At 57.6% G+C, this 19,101-nt stretch carries 16 protein-coding genes and 1 pseudogene; 8 read left to right on the top strand and 9 right to left on the bottom strand.

Annotated elements, in window-relative coordinates:
- The first annotated feature begins 126 nt into the window (after positions 1-126).
- Both NLN62_RS11715 and NLN62_RS11720 read left to right on the top strand, forming a co-directional pair.
- On the top strand, positions 127-594 hold the full coding sequence (locus tag NLN62_RS11715) for a mobile mystery protein A (RefSeq protein ID WP_254108861.1): 468 nt from the start codon (positions 127-129) through the stop codon (positions 592-594).
- Positions 591-1,094, top strand: coding sequence for a mobile mystery protein B (locus NLN62_RS11720; RefSeq protein ID WP_254108862.1), 504 nt, complete (start codon positions 591-593; stop codon positions 1,092-1,094). The genes NLN62_RS11715 and NLN62_RS11720 overlap by 4 nt, the downstream gene beginning before the upstream one ends.
- Positions 1,095-1,561: 467 nt before the next feature.
- Here NLN62_RS11720 and NLN62_RS11725 read toward each other — a convergent pair whose 3' ends face one another.
- On the bottom strand, positions 1,562-2,995 hold the full coding sequence (locus tag NLN62_RS11725) for an MATE family efflux transporter (protein ID WP_254108863.1): 1,434 nt from the start codon (positions 2,993-2,995) through the stop codon (positions 1,562-1,564).
- A 223-nt stretch (positions 2,996-3,218) separates the two neighbouring features.
- Here NLN62_RS11725 and NLN62_RS52960 point away from each other — a divergent pair, with 223 nt between their 5' ends.
- Positions 3,219-3,347: a hypothetical protein gene (locus NLN62_RS52960; protein ID WP_256575912.1), complete on the top strand. Its 129-nt coding sequence runs from the start codon at positions 3,219-3,221 to the stop codon at positions 3,345-3,347.
- Between the two features lie 1,566 nt (positions 3,348-4,913).
- Positions 4,914-5,222 (top strand): annotated as a pseudogene (locus tag NLN62_RS11730) (RNA-dependent DNA polymerase); the annotation flags it as partial.
- A gap of 27 nt (positions 5,223-5,249) precedes the next feature.
- Here NLN62_RS11730 and NLN62_RS11735 read toward each other — a convergent pair.
- From NLN62_RS11735 to NLN62_RS53440, 3 genes are all read right to left on the bottom strand, one after another.
- Positions 5,250-7,307: a recombinase family protein gene (locus NLN62_RS11735; RefSeq protein ID WP_254108865.1), complete on the bottom strand. Its 2,058-nt coding sequence runs from the start codon at positions 7,305-7,307 to the stop codon at positions 5,250-5,252.
- A 115-nt stretch (positions 7,308-7,422) separates the two neighbouring features.
- On the bottom strand, positions 7,423-7,761 hold the full coding sequence (locus NLN62_RS53435) for a DUF6788 family protein (RefSeq protein ID WP_371932974.1): 339 nt from the start codon (positions 7,759-7,761) through the stop codon (positions 7,423-7,425).
- Between the two features lie 55 nt (positions 7,762-7,816).
- Positions 7,817-8,131, bottom strand: coding sequence for a DUF5372 family protein (locus NLN62_RS53440; RefSeq protein WP_371932975.1), 315 nt, complete (start codon positions 8,129-8,131; stop codon positions 7,817-7,819).
- Between NLN62_RS53440 and NLN62_RS11745 the strand changes: the two genes are divergently transcribed.
- Positions 8,083-9,687 carry a reverse transcriptase/maturase family protein gene (locus tag NLN62_RS11745; protein ID WP_256576087.1) on the top strand — a complete coding sequence of 535 codons (1,605 nt, stop codon included), beginning with the start codon at positions 8,083-8,085 and terminating at the stop codon, positions 9,685-9,687. The genes NLN62_RS53440 and NLN62_RS11745 overlap by 49 nt on opposite strands.
- 158 nt (positions 9,688-9,845) lie before the next feature.
- Here the strand turns inward: NLN62_RS11745 and NLN62_RS11750 are convergent, their stop codons facing one another.
- Positions 9,846-10,028: a hypothetical protein gene (locus NLN62_RS11750; RefSeq protein WP_084801912.1), complete on the bottom strand. Its 183-nt coding sequence runs from the start codon at positions 10,026-10,028 to the stop codon at positions 9,846-9,848.
- Positions 10,029-10,461: 433 nt separating this feature from the next.
- Between NLN62_RS11750 and NLN62_RS11755 the strand changes: the two genes are divergently transcribed.
- A complete protein-coding gene (locus NLN62_RS11755; RefSeq protein ID WP_254108868.1) occupies positions 10,462-11,133 on the top strand; it encodes a response regulator transcription factor in 672 nt (223 codons plus the stop codon).
- 87 nt (positions 11,134-11,220) lie between these two features.
- On the top strand, positions 11,221-11,607 hold the full coding sequence (locus NLN62_RS11760; protein ID WP_254108869.1) for a response regulator transcription factor: 387 nt from the start codon (positions 11,221-11,223) through the stop codon (positions 11,605-11,607).
- A gap of 25 nt (positions 11,608-11,632) precedes the next feature.
- On the opposite strand, the gene NLN62_RS11765 is transcribed toward NLN62_RS11760, so the two are convergent.
- The 3 genes from NLN62_RS11765 to NLN62_RS11775 form a co-directional block, all read right to left on the bottom strand.
- Entirely contained in the window at positions 11,633-11,965 is a 333-nt protein-coding gene (locus NLN62_RS11765; RefSeq protein ID WP_254108870.1) for a cytochrome P450, read from the bottom strand.
- 1,373 nt (positions 11,966-13,338) lie between these two features.
- Entirely contained in the window at positions 13,339-14,370 is a 1,032-nt protein-coding gene (locus NLN62_RS11770; protein ID WP_254108871.1) for a LacI family DNA-binding transcriptional regulator, read from the bottom strand.
- Positions 14,371-14,929: 559 nt separating this feature from the next.
- Positions 14,930-15,727 carry a hypothetical protein gene (locus NLN62_RS11775; protein ID WP_254108872.1) on the bottom strand — a complete coding sequence of 266 codons (798 nt, stop codon included), beginning with the start codon at positions 15,725-15,727 and terminating at the stop codon, positions 14,930-14,932.
- 627 nt (positions 15,728-16,354) lie between these two features.
- Here NLN62_RS11775 and NLN62_RS11780 point away from each other — a divergent pair.
- A complete protein-coding gene (locus NLN62_RS11780; protein WP_254108873.1) occupies positions 16,355-16,795 on the top strand; it encodes a VirK family protein in 441 nt (146 codons plus the stop codon).
- A gap of 355 nt (positions 16,796-17,150) precedes the next feature.
- Here the strand turns inward: NLN62_RS11780 and NLN62_RS11785 are convergent, their stop codons facing one another.
- Positions 17,151-18,539 (bottom strand): methyl-accepting chemotaxis protein, encoded by a 1,389-nt coding sequence (locus NLN62_RS11785; protein ID WP_254108874.1) that lies wholly within the window; start codon positions 18,537-18,539, stop codon positions 17,151-17,153.
- Between the last annotated feature and the right edge of the window lie 562 nt (positions 18,540-19,101).

Genomic DNA, 19,101 nt, shown 5'->3' on the forward strand with positions numbered 1-19,101 from the left:
CGATTTTCGTATACTTATATGTAGCCGCATCATCGGATATTGGATACATATAAGTTGACAATTTGACGTATTTGGATATATATAAGTATCCAATTTCAGCTATTGTGTATACATAAGAGTTAACAGATGGGCATCAAAACCATTGTCCAGCAGCAATACCGCAGCATCGTCGACAGCGCTGCCTCAACCCTTGCCGGTCTCAAGACGCCGCCGGAAGGCTGGCTGCGCACGGTTCGGAGTGCGCTCGGTATGTCGGGTACTGATGTCGCAATGAAGATGGGTGTCACCCGCGCACGCATCACGAAAGCAGAACACGCCGAACTCACGGGCGGTGTCACCCTGAAATCCATGCAGACGGCAGCCGAGGCGATGGGATGCCGCTTCGTTTATGCGATCGTCCCGGCGTCAGGGCGCATCGAAGATATAATCACGACCCAGGCACGCAAAAAGGCCATGGCGATCGTCGGCACCGCCAGCAAGCATATGGCCCTCGAAAACCAGAAATTGCCAGACGACAAGATCGCTCAAGAAGTCGAACGTCTCACTCGAGAGATTGCGCTGGAAATGCCTCCGAATTTTTGGAACGATAAATGATCGAGGATATTCAGTATCCGCAAGGGGCGATGCCGCTTGACCCAAACGAGCTTGGCGGGCTGAAGCATAAGCACATCACAACGCAAGGCGAACTCGATCAATTGGAACAGGCCAATATCGAGTCTGGCCTGCGTTGGCTTGGTCGCCAGCGGGCACACGTCCTTACCGACAATTTTGCCATTATGTTACACAAGCGCCTGTTCGGTGACGTGTGGGACTGGGCGGGCACGTTCCGAAGGACAGGCAAGAACTTCGGCATCGATCCTATTCACATCCCGGTCGATGTGCGTACCCTTATGGGCGATGCGAAGTACTGGGCTGACAACAAAACTTACTCGCCTTCAGAGGCAGCGGTTCGCCTGCACCATCGCCTTGTAAAGATTCATCCGTTTCCCAACGGCAACGGCAGGCATGCTCGCATCATGGCGGATACGGTTCTAGATCGTGTCTATAACGCAAAGCCGATTGACTGGGCGGGCGGCATGATCTTCAAAAGATGAATGAACGGCGAACTGCGTATATCGCTGCGCTCAAGGCGGCGGACCAGGATGATATCGATCCTTTAATGAAATTTGTAGGCGAGGCGTGATGAACACTCGGCCAAATGATTGACTACGAAAACACAAGAAAGAAAGGACCGACATGGCTTCAACCACAAATCTAAGACCACGCGGAAGAAGCACGATCCGATTAAAACCGCGCGCAACAAAGGCGTTCAGCACATCGCAAGATTGAACACTTGCGAGGAGAATTGCGCGAGAGCGAAGAGCACCTAAAAAGCCGCTTGCGTGATCGAGAAGCTGAGATCGCCAGTCTGCGCAACACAATACTGGCGGCAGCTCGGCTCCCCCAATCGGATGAGGTTGCCCGACAGCAGCATCATCTTTCGAAGCAAAGGGCTTGATTGGTTAATCGGATGAGCCAACCTGGTTGATGGTCCAAGCATTCTGGCTCGCAATAACCTGACTTACGAGATTGACGGACATCTCTGAAGGGCAAACCTGCTCGCCAGCAGCAGGAAACGCAAAACGAGAAAGCCCGCGTAGACGGTCGTCCCAATTGACAATCCGATCCAGATACCAATGGCGCCAAGCCCGATCTTCAAACCAAGCACGTAGCTAAGGGTGAAGCCGATCGCCCAATTGGCTATGCAGGCGAACAGTAGCGGGACGCGGGTGTCCTTCAGTCCGCGCAAACCGCCCGCCGCAATGTGCTGTGCGGCATCACTGACAAAGAAGCTCGCGCCGATCAAAAGGAGGTTTGCCGCCAGTTCTGTCGTCGCGCCGGTGCCGTCAGCCGTCTGGTCCATAAAAAGACCGGTAATCTGAAAACGCATCGCGACGACCGCGGTCGTCAGCAGTGCAGCAGCCAGAATGCCGAGCAGTATAGCGATCAGCCCTGCCCTTTTGACGCCGGGACCGTCACCGCGGCCGACTGCATGGCCAACGCGCACGGCCGCCGCCGTGCTGATGCCTAGCGGAACCACGAACAACATCAAGTCGACCTGGAATGCGATCTGATGGGCAGTGAGTGCGCTGACGCTGACCAGTCCGGCCAGCAGCCCCGCGGCGGAAAACAATCCGTATTCCAGCAAAACAATCAGTGAGATCGGAATCCCGGTCACGAGCAACCGCCGCATGAAGGGCCAATCGAAATGCCAGAAATGCGCAAGGACGTGATAATCTCGGAAAGGGCGACGCATTGTCGTAAACCACAGAACGACCAGGAACATCGCAAAGTTCATGAAGGTGCTTGCAAGACCGGCCCCGAACAGGCCAAGCGGCGGCAGGCCCAGCCTCCCATAGATCAAGAGATAAGCCATCAGGGCGTTGAAGGGGATGGCCCCAAGCGTAATCCACAACACCGGCTGCGGCCGGTGGACCGCGGCCATGAAGTTGCGGAAACCTTGAAACCACAGTGCCGGCACCACGCCAACGGCTAGTCCGAACAGGTATTGCTGTGCAAGCCGCGCCACGTCGGGCGCTTCGCCGCAAGCGAGCAGTATTTGCTCACCGTGAAACGCGAATGCCATGATCGGGAGCGATAGCAGCAGCGCCGCCCAGAGTCCCATGCGCAGCGTGCATCTTACCGCGGCAAGATCCTCCGCCCCGAACGCCTGGGCTGCCAGGGGCGCGATCGGCGCCAGCAAACCCACGCCAAGAGTGAAGCCAACGAGGTAGGTCGTGGCCCCCAGCGCTGCTGCAGCAAGCGCCTCAGGACCGATGCGCCCGATCAAGGCAAGGTCGGTCGTCATCATCGCGACCTGCCCAAGCTGCGTCAACACCATCGGCCATGCGAGCTTCGCAACTTCGGCAAGCTCGACAGCGAAGTGATGGTATTTCCCCCATGTCTTCCGTTTGTGCTGGAAGGTGAGCTGGGGCTTTTCGACGAGTTTGTCCATAGAAATAACGCTGTCCGGTTTGTTTTGCCGGCCCCACAACTTCTGCTTCACAGAGAAGAGGATTCGCTTCCCTGCCCTAAAACTCGCGATGACTAGTGAGGCGAGCTCACATCAGCGATTGCGCGCGATAGATCCGCATTGAGCTCGTGGCCCGCCCGCTGCTCGCCGACTGATGAGAGCGCTCCGTCACTTCCGCCAGCGGCACCGCCTTCGTGTGAAGGAGATGCGGCTGCTGGCCGACACACCGAAATGCTCGATCACCAACATCGCACACGGTTATCGGCGCGAACTGGATCCCAGCGTGCTCGATTTAGCCGGAAAATCTCGCAAGAGCGCGCAGCCAAAAGGGTAGCGGCGTTAAATGTCCCGAAGTCACGTTCCTCGCATACGGGTAATTGATATCGTCGGTCACCTGAGAATCCTTGAACTTCCGTCCTGAACGAGTTTCTCTCTTCAAAGCTCGTGCCAACGCGAAAGCCTTGAACGAGAAGGCGATCCGCTGAAGCGGACGTGTCGCGGCTCTGACAGCACGTCAGAAATCCGACAGCCGCCATCAGGGATACGTAATCTCGATCTTGCAGTGGTTTGAGGCAAACCGTTCAGGCGTGGCCCAACACTGTCCTCTCTTCGGCATCGACCGCTCGGATCTTTTGAGCCTGCAAAGGGCGCGGCACGATGCTCTTTCGCCAATGGCTTGAAGCGTCAGCCTTCATGGGTCGAATATTGGGCTGGCTCAGCACCCGCTGTATTGAAGACCATGTCGCCTGAGAAAGAATAGGAGAGCGATAGCTTTGATCATTCGATACTCCTCGGCGGTCGGCGAGGAGCCTCGCGAGCCTCGCTTTCGGCCCGCCATCAAACAGTCGCGGAAGCCCCACCACCCGTCCCACTCTGCTCTCGAACAAAAAAGGAAGAGTTCGCGCAAGATCGCGGGGCCGCAACCTTCTTCTCTTCAGCTCTGTCGGCAGGCATCCGACAAAAAGCGGGGAATCCAATTTGCCGCCTCGCTGGTCTTCCTTGACACGTGGAGTGCAGCAGCCGGGAGAATGTATCGTGTGGTGCAAGAAGAGGGGCTAGAGGCGCGGCAACTCACAAGGGAGGCAGCCGCTGGCGCGCTGCACGGCGTCACCCGTTGGTTGGACGCAAGGATCGACGACAGTCCTCAAAATCGCTTAAAAAGCACAGGCAGGCGCGCCCCTACATACACCGGCGCGAAACCCGCCGGGCCCCCGGGACCCGAGTGCCTTCGGCGAGGGACACAACCTTGAGCGCGCGGGATCGAAGCCGGATGGCGTGCGCCGTTGAGGCGTGGAGAAGAAGGGAGTGTTCGAAAGAATGGAGCCTGCTGGTTATGGCTCTTACTTGCCCGGCTTACCGGTGTCGGAAACGACTGAGACTCCGAAAGGGGAACGGGACCAAAGCATGCCGGGAACGTCTCAAAATCGGGCGCCGCAGTCCGGTGGAGAGCACAGAGTAAGGTGTGCATGGTGAAAGCTGTATTGCCTGAATCCCAGTTTCCAGTTGCCAAAGGGCTGGCCGTAGCGAACGCGGCTGACACGCTATGCCACGCGGGGCAGATCGCACCGGCCAGTGCGATCCGCCACCAGTCTGCGTGGGACGACCACCATCTGTGGATCAAGGAGACGAATGGGGCACCTAAACACACCGCAACTTCCTACACACGCAACTACGGGATCGCCTGCAGCAGGCTCTTTCGAGAACCTGTATGGCGACGGAGCCGTCATAGTACCCAAATGCCCGGCGTAATGGTCGGGACAGCCACCGCGAGGTGGACGATCATGCGTATAAGGCCGGGTGACCGGACCGAAAGCGCCTCCGATCGGGGGAAGGACGATGCCGCCAACAGCGGCATTTGCAGTATGCGTAGAAGAGATTCTTCGACGGAGAGGTTCTGCTGATGCAGGCCGCTACCATCCAGAGAAGAATTGAATCACTGCCGACTTTGTCGCGGTCGGGTAGGCGCGTAAATGGCCTTCACCGCCTGATGAGATCTCCGCATCTCTTCGAGTGGGCCTACGAAAAGGTCTCCCGCAACAAGGGAGCCCTGACGCCCGGTGTAGATGGCAAGACCTTCGACGGCATGTCGCTGGCGAAGCTCGCTGACATCGCCAGGCGCGTAGCAGATGGCACTTATCGCTTCCGGCCAGTCCGGCGGGTCTATATCCCAAAGGACAACGGCAAAACACGACCGCTGGGTATCCCGACGCGCCAGGCATAATGCACCTCACACAGTTTACGTTGGGCATGCTGGGTGGAGATGGCTCGAGTTTGCGACCCATTCTCGCAGTCGTTGATCAACATTGTCGTCGATTTTGATGGCATATGGCGCATTTGATTTTCGTTGTGTCGCCGAGACAATGCCACGTTCGATCCAATAATGGACAACCCACAGGCTGACGCCATATCTCGCGCGGACCTGGCGGACATTGAGTGTTCCATCGGGAAGCAGCGGTCTGGAAATGCGATGCTTGTAACGGGTCCAGCTTATCATGCTGGCGGTGAATAGTTTACCGGTCGAGCTCGTCAAACCTTCTGCTTTGAGGCGCGCAACGATCTCCGTGTCATCGTATCGTTCCGCCATGGTGCGGATTTTAGCAACGAATGCGTCGGGATAGCGGAGCACATCAGGGTAGCTCGGCCGCTGCTGAACTTCGGTTGTTTCCGTCGCCCCTCCCTGCCAGCAGATCTGCAAGCGGAGCAGCTTTGGTTGTGGGGCCTTGCTGACGGTAATATCGCGGATCAGCAGACGGAGTATGCGCTTGCGGTCGCGAGCCGAGGTGGTTGGTGCCTTCCACAGTCGAGGAAAGTCTCGACCGAGCCGCAGAATCTGCTGCTTCTGCTCAGCCGTAACGCTGCGCATTGATTGGCGTTCGAAATGCGCCAGTTCGGCTTCCAGTTCAATCACCCGCTGCATCGCGTCGTTCCAGCGTTTCTCGAGTGTAGCGGCGACGAGCCGGTTGCTGGGGTCAGACTCCTCGTAACGGCGCTCCGCTAAATCAGCTTCGTAGCGGGCCCGCTCGATTCTTCGACGCCATTGCGCAGAAATCGTTTTGTCGCGCACTTCCAAGTTGTTCAGCGCCTCGAGCGCTAATTTGATTGTCAGTGGCGTAACGGCGGTCAACAAACGCGCCGCAATGGCATCATCCAACGGCTTTGCCGGCAAAGACATGCAGTGGCGAAGCGGCGATGCGTCCCGACTTCTCGAATTGCAGTCATAGCTCGGGTAGAGACCGCCGTTGCCGGCATAACGTGTACTCAGACGCCGCCCGCAAATGCCACAAAGCAATACGCCTTGCAGCAAACAGAGACCTTCGCGAGCAGGCCCAGCGAGAACCTCGCTGTTGGTCCGGTTCGCTGCGAGGTGACTACGATTGGCAAGGAATTGAGCCCAGGTGATGTAGCCCGGATGGTGGTCCGGAATAACTACACGCCACTGATCTTGTGGCATCTGGCGCGATTGAGTTGAGATTTCGCCGGCGGGACCGATCTTCTTGCAGGATTGATACCGACCAAATACGTAGGTGCCGGCATAAGACGGATTCGTGAGAACGCCGAGAACTCGTGAATGGGTCAACCGACCCCAGATAAGCTTGCCATTCCAGACACCGCCGTACGACCGACGCGGAAAGAGAAGGCCGAGTTGGTGGAAGCGTTGAACGACACCGTAGGCGCTGTTCTCCTGCTCAAACAGTTCGAAGGCCGCTCGAACAGCGCCTTGCACTTCTTGGTCGGGGTCGAGAACGATTTTGTCGCCGTCGAATACCAAACCAACCGGCAGAGGAAAACGCAACTCGCCTTTGTGCGCCTTATTGAGTTTGCCGCCGTGGAGACGCGCGCGAATGATGTGCAGTTCGGCCTGAGCGAACGTGCCCTTCATCCCAAGAACGAGGCTGTCGTTGAAGTCGGATGGATCGTAGCAACCATCGCCATCGAACACCAAGGTCTTGGTAATGGCGCATAGTTCCAGCAATCGGTGCCAATCCTTGTTGGAGCGCGCCAGGCGCGACGACTCCAACGAGAAGATGGCACCGACTTGCCCCATCGCTACGTCGGTCACAAGGGTCTTGAAGTCGTCGCGCTTGGTTGTCTGTTGCCCCGACTGGGCAAGATCCCCGTCGAGAATCCGAATCTGTTCTGGGCTCCAGCCGAGCGACTTCGCTTGGTCTGCCAGATTGTACTGACGCTCTGTGCTCTCCTGGTTGAACCGCACTTGCGCCATCGTCGACTGGCGAATGTAGATACAAGCGTGCCGCGTCAGATGATGATCGGCAATCTTCGCATTCAACAGCATGTTCGGCTCCTTCCGCACTGAGCGGCGAGGCGCCGGCAGCAAGATAGGATTCGATCATGTTGGCGATGATGGCGCCCGCCTTGGCAATATCGAGGGCTGCGATCGCCGGGTCCATTTAGTCGAGACTCTCGCGGCGGCGCAGAAGCTCGGCATTGATCGCACAAATCTCGTTGAGCATCTCCTGAAGCGTGCGGTAATTGCCAAGAAACTCTGCGACTTTTGGGTAGATCGCATTTGGTACATAGCCGAGCCGTGGTCGCTCGCCGGTTCGCGCAATTGTCGATAAATATCGCTTGGGTCCGTGTCCAGGTCCGTCGATACAATGACAACTGGGACGGCCACAACGCTTGTAGGTCTCGATCAGAGAGCCACGTACGATCTGCTCGATTGACGGCAAATCCCGCACCAGCTTGCGTCGGCGTCGGCGTAAAGCAGCGGAGGAAGCCTTTTCCATATCTGCCGGACCGAATCAATTTTATGTCCGATTGATTCAGAGCTGGAGTCATCGGTCAAGCTCTCGTTTTGTGCTTTATCGAGACGACGAGATCCGCGAGTGCTAACAGTCCGGTGACATCAATGAGCAGCGGCAAATTTGCCTCGGTGGGCTCACTCGGGGTGCCAGGGGGTGCCCAGTCGGTCCAATCGCGACGGACAGCAAAAGAACCCATCGAGGCATGACGCAGGCTCAACGTCTCAACGCCGGACATCCTTCTGATCTTCAGAACAACGAACCGTTGGCCGCGAAGCGGATGAAAAGGATGGGTGATCTCAGCCGATCCCAAAGTCTGACCAGGCCGAAGTGCAGTTCGAAGCAGCCGTGCCAACGGTGGAAGACCGGCTCGTTCAGGAGGCGGTCAGGATTCTTCTCGAAGCGATCTACGAACCCGTGTTCCTCGACGAGTCGCATGGGTTCCGCCCGAGACGATCCTGTCATACCGCACTCAAGTCCATCAAGAAGACCTGGACGGGCTGTAAGTGGCTGGTCGAAGTGGATGTGCGTGGGTTCTTCGACAACATCGACCATGACATTTTGCTTGGGCTTCTAAAGAAGCGGATTGATGACGATAGGTTCATCGCTCTGATCGAAGGAATGCTCAAAGCAGGTTACATGGAAGATTGGGTCTACGGACGCACTTATAGTGGCACGCCACAGGGCGGCGTTGTCTCGCCCCTGCTCGCCAACATCTATCTGCACGAGCTGGACCAGCACATGCAGACAATGAAGGCGGGCTTCGACAAAGGCCGCGACCGACGTCCATTCCCGCGCTACGCGGCGCTGGAACGGCGCGTCCTCAGTCTCCGCCGCAAAATTGAACGGCTCCGCGCCAGCGGCGCGGATCGGGCCGAGATCGACGCGGCACTCGCGGAGATCAAAGCCATTAATAAGGAGAGACGGAAAGTGCCCTCCGTCGATCCGATGGACCCAAACTTCAAAAGGCTCCGCTACTGCCGCTACGCCGATGACTTCCTCATCGGCATAATCGGGAGCAAGCGGGAAGCGTGTGAGATCATGGTCTGCGTCGAACAATTCCTGACGCAGACATTGAAGCTCACCGTGTCGCCCGAGAAAAGTGGGGTCTATGCCGCTTCAAAGGGAGTGACCTTCCTCAGCTATCGCATCTCGACATACACATCCTATGGGGCTGGACGCAAATCCAACCGCACGGGACCGGATGGACGGACATGGCGCGTGGTACGCCGGCCGACCACCGGAAATGTCAGTTTGCGCGTGCCGCGGAAGGAGGTCACCGCGTTCTGCAAGCGACACGACTATGGCGATCTCGCCAGAAAAACTGGCCGTCCTCGCGAGCAGTTCTTGGTTACCAGCGATGTCGCAACCGTCCTCGCCTATAACTCAGAGTTCCGTGGTTTTGCGAACTACCATTCGTTTGCTGATGACTTCAAGGGCGCCTTGGGACTGTTGGAGCTCGTTGTGTTCCGCAGCCTCGTGAAGACGCTGGCGATGCGACATCGGACGACGAGAGCGAGAACCATGGCGCGTCTGTGGAATGGTACGGACTACGAGGTCAGCTCCGTGGTCCGTGGTAAGCTTCGCAGCATCAAGCTGTGGAGGCTGAAGCATCTGACCCAAACCTACTGGACGAGTCCTGTGGTCGACAACGTCACGGCAGGGGCGTGGTGGGTCAAAAGCCCAAATGATCTGATCGATCGCCTCAACGCTCGCAGATGCGAAGCGTGCGGCGATACGACGGGACCATTTGAGATGCATCACCTCCGCCGCGTAGGAGACCTGCGAAGCGGATCGCTGACGGATTGGAAACGGTCCGGTTGGCGGCGCAAGACCATCGTCCTGTGTCCGTCATGCCGTTTAACCGTCTCCGGTCGAGAGCATGCGCGTATGGAAAGCCGTGTGCATTGAAAAGTGCCCGCACGGTTTGGGGGGAGGCGTAGGGATATCCTCGTCGAGGTATCCCGCGCCTACCCTACCGAGACGCGACGCGGCTCGGTTTACGAGGGCCCGGTGCGGCCAGCCGCACGCGCAGCAAAAACCGAAAGCGGGAAAGTCAGGCGCGAAAGCTAGACTTCCTCTCTGGACTTTGTCTGAGCATCATAAATTCTGACCTGAAGCCTGGGAAAGCGCTGCTTTAACTCCTTCGCTCCGGCCCAGGCCCCGTCTTTGGTCGCAAATTCAGCTTTCAATCGACCATCCACTTCGAGAGCAAAACCGGAAGCGGGAAGTTTTGGAGCGGCAGCGACCATTTCATTCCTTCAGCACGTTGGACTGATCGATGACGGCTGCTTAACCTGAGTCGGCCGGGCCTCGCCAGCGCCGACGACCGCCATATTGCACAAGCATGATGCAACGGGGAATTTCCGCGGGCCTCAGAGTACCGGTCGGGCCCCGCGGAATTCGCGCCCTCCAAACCGTAACTGCTTGCGGCAGAGCAGCAAGACCCTTCGACCGCCCACAACAGGAGCCCAGTCGGGCCTGCATCGTCCTTTTGCCGCAAACGAATCGTCCATATAGTCGAAATATGGGAAGTTTTGCGATCAGGCCTGGCTGCCTACGAAATTGGCGAATTCGGCCGCACAGACTGTTGTGGCCGGCATCAAGGCACTTTCTTTCGATTTCTAACCGGAGATATGGCGTGACATTTAGGATCGTCCCGCGCTTGCAGCCAGAGGATGCATCATGAGCGAGCTCTCGCAAGAGATGCGGTCGCGCACAAGTCCTGATGACGCCATCGTCCTGGTCGTCGACGACGACGCTTCGATGCGCGCGGCTCTCACAAATCTGTTCGAATCGGTGGGCCTTCAGGTCGAGGCTTTCGGCTCTGCAGCCGAAATTTTGCAAGCCGACCCGCCAGAGCTGCCGAGTTGCCTCGTGCTCGACATCCGTCTGCCGGGATCGAGCGGCCTCGAGCTCCAGTCCGATCTCGCTAAGGCTAACATCCACACTCCCATCATCTTTATCACAGGTCACGGCGATATTCCCATGACCGTCCAGGCCATGAAGAGCGGTGCGGTCGACTTCCTGACCAAGCCGGTACGCGAGCAGGACTTGCTCGACGCGGTCCAGGCCGCGATCGAACGAGATCGCAGGCGGCGCGACCTCGAGAAAACGGTCTCCGACCTGCGATCCCGCTTCCAAAGCCTAACGCCACGCGAGCGCGATATTCTGCCCCTGGTCACATCTGGCCTGTTGAACAAGCAAGTGGCGGGCGAGCTCGGCCTCGCGGAAATTACGGTCAAGATCTATCGCGGGCAGGTCATGCGCAAAATGCGGGCCAAATCGCTGGCTGACCTGATAAAAATGAGTGAAGCGCTCGGAATCTCCCGTCCGAAGGGGGACGTACAAACCTAAGTATGCTTTTCAATCCTGTGCCACGCCCCCACTTTCCATCGTCGGCCGCAGCCGCGGCAAGCAGTTCCCCGATCATGAGCAGTCATCTTGTCAACGCCACCTGTCATTTCGGTCATCGACGATGATCCATCAGTTCGCGCCGCAACGACCAACCTTCTGACATCGTGCGGATATAGCGTCCAAACCTTTGCCTCCGCCGTTGAATTCCTCCAATCGGCGGAAATGCACGAGGCGTCCTGCGTAATTTCGGACATCCAGATGCCGGCGATGAGCGGACTAGACCTGCTCAGGCACATGCGCGGCCTGGGCCATCACATGCCTTTCATCTTGATCACGGCCTTTCCGGACGATGCAGTGCGCGCCCGCGCGATCAACGCCGGCGCAATCGGGTTTCTTGCCAAACCGCTTGTCACGCAAGCCTTGATCAAATGCGTAAAGATTGCTCTGGATGGATCGGACGGTCCAAGCGGATGACGCCTCAGCCGCTGTCCACCACTCATCACTGGTTCCAGTTTATGTTGAAATCAACGGCGTTGTTGATCGAAATCAACGGCGTTGTTGATCGGCCACATTCTGCGATGACCATCCGGTCACGCAGCCATTCATGATGAGCGAGATCGGCAAAAGGTGTTGAGCGCGCGGCCGACCAAAGGGGCTCATGAAACAAGGATCCATGGCGCACGCTCTCAAATCCCACCGGACCTCCACCGAAATCGCAGTATTCTCCATTGCGGTGCAATGAGTATGCACAAATCATCACCGCGCTCCCCTGAGGATTGTTTATCTCGCCGATGAGGTAATCCTTACGTACGTGACGAATGAGCAACCGCATACGGTTGCCAAGTCTCCCGAGATGCAACGTGGAGGCGCTTCCTCGCCCTGCCGTCAAGGGGCAAGGCGAGGTCAGCGGTACTGCAGTTGCGGCCCTGCTTAGGCTGCAGTGCTGCGCCCGATTTCTTCACACACCCTGGCCGCTCCAGCTGCAACTTTCGCATCCGGCGGCAGGGTCCCAAAACCACCGCGGGTCAAAGAGCCACGAACTCCTTTTGACGTGGTCTGTTCTTGGCTCGGCATCGGCGCTTTCTCTCCGTAAGCCCAAGATCCTGTCGTGCTGCTCATGTTCAGCTCCTTCAAATCGGCCTCTATTGACCTACTGCGAGAAACAGCAAGGGCCGTGCCAACGCGCCTTACGAGCATTGAGCGCGTGATTGCGCTTCGCATGAGCTCGCGAGGACAATCGCCTGGTGTTTTGGATCTCGCACTTTGTGAAGCGCTGTCAGACTCAGAACAAGGATCGAGAGCTGGCAGCCGGATCCTATCGAGAATAAAGCCGGATGCACTATCGACTTTGCACAGACCACGGTAGGCCGAGGTCGAGCGGGTGGGAGAAGGGGCAGGATCGATCGTGGAATGGCTGACTGATGATCGATCCCCCGCTTTCGCTACGTCGAGCCTGTCTACCCGTTTCTCGTTGTCGTCGTCTTGCGCGGCTTTCATTTCTCCTCAGACAGACACATAAAAGCTCGTAAGGTACAACTTCACGCCGCGTGCGATTCAAGCCTCATCGGGGCCATCCTGGCATGAGATAGCTGCAGGTGCTGCAGCGTCGGGATGTTTGCTACGTTCAAAGCCGCATCACAACCTCCCAGGTGATGCTGGGGCGGACTCGGCGCATCCCCCGATCCAAAGACGTCGGTGCCGCCCCACTCTTTTTTTCAACGACCGATCGGCAGGAAGGGATGCAAAACCGAGCGGCCGCAGCTGTGTCTCGTCGACTCCCGCATCTGGTCCTCAGAGCGCACGCGCGCGAAACCTTTCGTATATGATGATCAGCATCTCCGTCCGGGGACAGAGTGACTGGTAAAGTCAGATGGAGCTTTGGCCACGTGCGGCTTCCTTATCCAATTCCCTTGCGCGGTTATCTCAGCCCGAGACATAAACCTTGGCACAGGACGTGCAGACCCATTGTTTACCGGGATTTTGCACCACCTCCCGAGTCCTGAGTAACGCCGCCTGCCATTATTTCAAGCGGGCGGCGTTGCTGTTTCACCAGGCGACCAACCACAGCGCGAGCCCTTCACACATGAATGTGCCGCCCATATCAACCATTCGGATGTTGAGGCCTTGCGCGCAATCCATCGCGATTTCCCTTGTTCGCCTCCGCTTATGGATTTCCTCAGCAGCAATTGGGCAATACCTACTTCTTTATGTCCATATGCTTTCCGGCGTAAGGATCTCGAACGGGACGATCCGTTGCTCGATTGACGGCGTGTCTCGACATTCGACCAAGCGCAGCATCACATCGATCAGCTCCTGCGGCATTTTGTCGAAGGGATGGCATATAGACGCGGTAAACAGTCCTTCGCTCAGGCCCTTGCGTGTCTCAGGTGCTAGGTCGCGGCAGACGATGCGGATTTTCCGCTGTCGTTCGGGAGACAGCTCGCGCATCGCACCTAAGACGCCGGAAATGCCGCCATCATTGACGAAGATGCCGCTGAGGTCCGGATTTTCGTCGATCAGTTTTCCGATGATTCCATGGGCCTTCCCGGGGTCTTCATGAATCAGCAATGTGTCGCTGACGTCGAAGTCCGGGGCATGCTCGCGCATGTAGGAGCGAAAACTCGCGTCTGAAATATCCTGGCACTGATAGCGGTGGCTGCCGATCAAGGGAAATACCTTGCCTCGCTCGCGGACCATCTGCCTGATCAACCAGGCCGCTGTTCGACCGGCCTTCCAGTTGTCAGTTCCCACAAAGCCTGCGCGGCTCGCGGCGGAGAGGTCGGTGATATAGGCCACGACTGGAACGCGTGTGGCCCGCAATTCGTCGATCGCCTGACTGACCAGTGGATGGTCGGCGGTGATGACGGCGACGGCGTCGCTATCCTTCCCAAGGCTCAAGAGGTTGGTGGCGACGGCTTCCGGGGCCAGGTCGTCCTCGAAGAGCACATCCGCCTTGATAACGGTATCAGTGCGCCGGGCTGCGGCAGCGACGATTTGTGCGGCCCACAGCTGATAAAGCGGCCGATGCGACTGCTGCATCAGAAAGCCGAGATTCCGGTGCGGCTTCCTGCGCTCGCGCAGCGTGCCCTTCCCGTAAAAGCCGATTCTTTCTGCTGTTTCCACGATGTGCTCGACGGTTTCGGAGCGCACCGTGGCACCACCATGCAGGAGCCGGCTTACCGTCGACGTACTCACGCCGGCTGCCTGCGCCAAGTCGGCGATCGTTGGCCGTTTCATCGCTATCTCCCGGATGTGTCATCCGTGAATTGAGATGCCATGACGAAAACATATAGTTTCTCTTTCTGGCATCTCTAAGTTACAGATCAAGCCGCATTCAACGAAGTGCACACGTCTACGCCAGCGGCCTGCATAGTCCGATAAACGAGCCAAAAGGATGTGAATTGGCACGCTGCCAGCTAAGGGCTGCCCCGCTCGCCATCAGAACGGTGCACGAGCATAGCGTGACTCGTGGCCGACAACACTTCGCCCACCTGTCGGTCTGGCGGCTGAAAGAGTGGCCATGCACGATTGACTGCGCGGACAATAGCGGAGCAACCCTTTTAACGGCTGCCGAAACGCCGACCAGGCTCAGAGGCGACTTCAAACACTGCAGCTGTGTAGGGACATGTTTATTGAATTCGCCAGTGTGACCGTGCTGTTGCCGGTCGCGCACAAATAGAGCGGCCAGCGTATGGACGCTTGACTTTACGCGCTTGAGCGAAACGCGCTCATCGATGAGCATGAAGGCGCCGCGCTGACCTCGGAAAGGTCGCCACTCCAAAAACTCGTCGACACCTCACCAGCTCTTCTTGAATCCCGCCGTCAAGCTCATGTTGGTCGTGCCTTGCGCGGTTTCCCCGATTGAGCTCGCGATGGTGACACTGTCGAAAAGCTTCTGCTCTGCGCCAAAGGTGCGCAGCCATTTATCGTCAGTGGTCGACATGCTCTGGCCGACGACAAAGCTGGTGCCGGTCCTTCCGATTGTGACTTTGGCCGATTGATGGGTCTCGTAATTGCTTACCTGTCCGCCGATGCCGAAGGGCGACATGTTCCCCTGCTGAAGCACGTTGCAATCGATCTGCAAGGCCAGCGAGTGTACGTTGGGCAGCGGCACCGACCTGATGAGCGAGGCGCCGATCTTGCTGCTCTCCGCGCCCGGATCGACGCGCGCCTCCACCACTGTTTTGTCCCAGATGACGCCTGCGCCGGGCGCGGTCGCAACAACCCAAACGTTGCCGGAGGATTGCGGCACGTTTCCGCCATTAGCGGCCTTCTCCGCCAGCAAATCCGACATCGTGGCGGGCTGGCGCGCCACCGTCATGTCGGCGCCAATCCAAGTGTCCCAGAACGGCAAGATCGACTGCTTGGCGGTGACGGCGGAAGCGCCGTTCGATTGGGTACTGGATGACCAATTCAGACTGTCGGTCGCGGGCGCAGCCTGCGTGGCGTGCGGCGCAACAGCAGTTATAGACGAGACAACGAACGCGGCCGCCCATAGCGCGGGCTTGGCCCAGTCAAGCCCTGACGTGAATTCCATAGTCCTGCCCGCAGTCGATCCCGCGTCAAGATGCATGGCGAGAAACGGCTTTGTCATTTTGAAGGTCTCATGGCAGCGCTTTCGCGCGTTGCTTACAACTTGACGCTACGCTCGATTCAAGCCTTTTCGCACATCGCGACGACTGGAGAACAAATTATTGGCCGGTAAGAGCAAGAGACAATTGCTCTGTGCTTCAGACGCAGCTTACCGTGTAGATTAGAGTTTCTCCGTCCCAACACGGACTGCCGTGACGGCGCATGGCCTTGATTTGGATCGCGCGGCACCGACGTCTACGTGGCCACCTAACCAATAAGCTCGCGAGTCGTCGCCGCATGTCTTGATTGACTAATCGTCTGAAACTCGTCCGCTCACCCTTATAAGTGCCCTGACCAGACCTCTCGACTGTATGAGCCTTCTTTGCATTACGGTTCGTCCTTTCGAAACGCTACAGCCGAACCAAAAGAGCCCGCGGAGGATGTCACAAGTCGTCACACCACTTCGGAAGCCTTACGTACGAGTTTGTGACGTTAGGTTAGCCTTCGCGACCGCTTGCGCGCGTTTGCGCCACATGTTGTTGTCCAACCGCGACCTGTCTGATGTTTAGAATCCGCCGAGCTGCTTGCGAGACGACATCGGGAAAGGTGCTGCTTGCCAAACCGTGGTTGTTTTGAAGGAGAAGAGCATATGCAGTTCAGTGGCAGACGCCTGCCGATCCTGTTGTCCTTGTTTGTGGCTGCGAGCATGAGCACGATCGCCAAGGCCGATGAGCCCTCGCCGAAATACGCCGAAGTGCTCAGTGCCCTGCAGGGCGGCAAGGATGTGAAGCTCATACTGGACCTCAGCCGCTGTACCACTGTCGATGGCGGCAAGCCCGGGCCGGCCGTGCAGGGCGGGTTGACTATCAGCGCCTTCAGGGTGAGCGACCAGCACGGCATCAGCTTCGCCAATGCGCATCAAACCGTGGACATCTCCGGACACCCGGTTACGGAATACATTCGCCACAGCCTCAGCCGCGAAGGCAAGGTCACGGTGCGGGCCTCCAAGCTGGCGGCCGGGGCGGCCGAAGTCGTGAACCAGGGCGATTTTGTCTGCGAACTGCCGGACGGCGCGAAGTTCGTCTGGTAATCCGAAGAAATACGCACACGATGCGTGGTGCGCTTTTGCCACCTCCGATCAAGGCCGTGTGGACACCTCATCGGAGCCAACATGGTAGTTGCGAACGTGCGGCGGCCAGTTGGTTTCTGGCCGTCTTCTGGTAGTGGGCCGCCACACGAAGAAATTGGGTCGGCGCGATCACCCGCCGGCTGTGAGCTCAGGCCAAGCCCCGCCTCGCACTACCATCAAAATAGTGTTTTCGGCGCATGCAGGGATCCGATGGAGGCCGGTCACACGTGGCCGGCCGTTGTCGTTGGACGTTGAGCGATGAGCAGCGAGGAGCGCGCGCGATCTCATGAAACTGACGACCGACGCGTGCACCGCACTACGCTCGTATCTTGATCAGAAAATCGCTGACCTGTCCTTGCAACGAACCGATATTGTTGTTCAACTCTTGGACGTTGTCGACGACTTGGTCAGCCGATGAGCCGGAGGCGCGCGATGCATCATTCAGTCGGTCAATATCTCGGGATGCCTCTCGCATATCAGCACTGATGTGTGTGATGCTCTTTGAGATGTCATTCGTAACAATCGATTGCTGCTCTATCGCCGCCGATATACTGCCCGAGATCTCGCGCATCTTGTCTATTATCTCAGCGGTGTCGGCCATCGCGGCAGCCGCCAGCCTCGCCCTTTCCTGAATGGCAAGTATCTGAACATCGACCTCGCTCGTCGCGTTTGCCGCCTGGGCTGCAAGATTCTTCACTTCGCTCGCCACGACTGCAAAGCCTCTGCCCGCTTCGCCAGCTCGCGCGGCCTCGATAGTCGCATTGAGCGCCAGCAAATTGGTTTGCGATGCTATTCCCTCGATGAGCTGGACGACGCTACTGATCTTTGTCACCGACGCAACGAGCTCACTTAGTGTTGCTTCAGCGTGCACCGTCTTATCGCGGGCAGTTTGCGAAACGTCCGCCGCGGTCGAAACTTGCCTACCGATCTCCGAGATTGAGGCCGAGAATTCTTGGGCAGCTGACGACACGGCATTGGAGTTTTCTTCGGTCTTTTTCACTATCCCGGTCATACCTTCAGTACGACGACAGACATCGTCTGTGGAGGCCGTAATTGCCAATGAGCCTGTTTGCATGTGACGCATGGAGCCGACCAAAACATCGACAACCCGCGACACGTCGTTTTCGAAATTCTTAGCTAGGCTCAACCGCTCCTCGCGCATACGGACCAGGTCAGTTATGTCCTGCCAACCACACACGACTATCGGGCGGCCTTCGAATTGAGACACCACAAGACTTGTCCTGACCGGAATGGAAGTCTGGTCCTTACGGCGGAGCCACCACTCGATCGCGATATGGCCTGATTGCATGATGATTTTATTGGTCTCTTCGAACATCTGCGCAACGCTCTTACCGTTCGGCTGCGGATCAACCGAAAGCTCGGCAAGTGCCAGCCCTCGCATTTCTTTCCAATTGGAAAACCCAAGGATGTGAGCTGCAGCATCGTTGCTCAGGACGCACTTGTCGGAGTCAAAAACTGCGATTCCATCCTTGATGGATTCAAAGGCGTTAATGGCCATCACATCGTCTAAGGTCGGTGCTGCGGTCTTCCTTCGCGTCGAAGTCGCGAAGGAAACGGCCAACATTAATCCACCGACAAGCAGCCCGCTCCAGAAGTGAATTGACAACGCATCCGCATTGGCAGCGACGGTTGCTGCCGGGATAGACAACGCCAGCGCGAGATTTGATATTCGATTATGCCACATCGAAGCCCCCAAATGCGGATGAACCCAAGTCAAGTGGCTGTATCGAATCTCGATTAAAACTCTCTTTCAGTGCTGGACGACCTGCCCATCCAGATCTGCCTGCTCCATGCGAACCCTCTCATAACGAAGTCGGAGACGCGAAGCGCTTGGAAGCGATCGAATTGAGGCGCGGCGCACTGTCCGCAGTCGACGCGTTGATAAAACTGGGCGAATTTGTCTGTTGCTCGTTCGGCGCCACAGGCGGAGATCAACGCCTACGCATCCTTTGCGCGTAGCGCGCATATACCAAAGTATACTCACCTATACGTCGGTATATCGGAGCTTTTGAGCGGGCAGCTCCGACGCCGTTCAAAGCGATACGACTCCGCGCGCGCGTCTCCAAGACTCTGCGGTGATGCTCGCACAAAGAAGCAAGTGGCGCGTCGAATAACGCATAGCGTTCCGTCAAGGGTGCCCGCGCCATCGCTCGTTCGATCTGCGGGTGAAAATCCTGCAGCTGCTCGGATACATCACCCGCGCGCGCCTGAACGAGTGCGAATCATCATCGCCGTCCATCGGCCAG

This window comes from Bradyrhizobium sp. CCGUVB23, assembly GCF_024199885.1.
Taxonomy (GTDB): Bacteria; Pseudomonadota; Alphaproteobacteria; order Rhizobiales; family Xanthobacteraceae; genus Bradyrhizobium.

Excerpts from the sequence above, each read along its gene's own strand:
- NLN62_RS11715 (WP_254108861.1), top strand. The coding sequence starts at position 127 with ATGGGCATCAAAACCATTGTCCAGCAGCAATACCGCAGCATCGTCGAC.
- NLN62_RS11720 (WP_254108862.1), top strand. The coding sequence starts at position 591 with ATGATCGAGGATATTCAGTATCCGCAAGGGGCGATGCCGCTTGACCCA.
- NLN62_RS11725 (WP_254108863.1), bottom strand. The coding sequence starts at position 2,995 with ATGGACAAACTCGTCGAAAAGCCCCAGCTCACCTTCCAGCACAAACGG.
- NLN62_RS52960 (WP_256575912.1), top strand. The coding sequence starts at position 3,219 with ATGCGGCTGCTGGCCGACACACCGAAATGCTCGATCACCAACATCGCA.
- NLN62_RS11735 (WP_254108865.1), bottom strand. The coding sequence starts at position 7,307 with ATGCTGTTGAATGCGAAGATTGCCGATCATCATCTGACGCGGCACGCT.
- NLN62_RS53435 (WP_371932974.1), bottom strand. The coding sequence starts at position 7,761 with ATGGAAAAGGCTTCCTCCGCTGCTTTACGCCGACGCCGACGCAAGCTG.
- NLN62_RS11750 (WP_084801912.1), bottom strand. The coding sequence starts at position 10,028 with ATGGTCGCTGCCGCTCCAAAACTTCCCGCTTCCGGTTTTGCTCTCGAA.
- NLN62_RS11755 (WP_254108868.1), top strand. The coding sequence starts at position 10,462 with ATGAGCGAGCTCTCGCAAGAGATGCGGTCGCGCACAAGTCCTGATGAC.
- NLN62_RS11765 (WP_254108870.1), bottom strand. The coding sequence starts at position 11,965 with ATGCGGTTGCTCATTCGTCACGTACGTAAGGATTACCTCATCGGCGAG.
- NLN62_RS11770 (WP_254108871.1), bottom strand. The coding sequence starts at position 14,370 with ATGAAACGGCCAACGATCGCCGACTTGGCGCAGGCAGCCGGCGTGAGT.
- NLN62_RS11775 (WP_254108872.1), bottom strand. The coding sequence starts at position 15,727 with ATGACAAAGCCGTTTCTCGCCATGCATCTTGACGCGGGATCGACTGCG.
- NLN62_RS11780 (WP_254108873.1), top strand. The coding sequence starts at position 16,355 with ATGCAGTTCAGTGGCAGACGCCTGCCGATCCTGTTGTCCTTGTTTGTG.
- NLN62_RS11785 (WP_254108874.1), bottom strand. The coding sequence starts at position 18,539 with ATGTGGCATAATCGAATATCAAATCTCGCGCTGGCGTTGTCTATCCCG.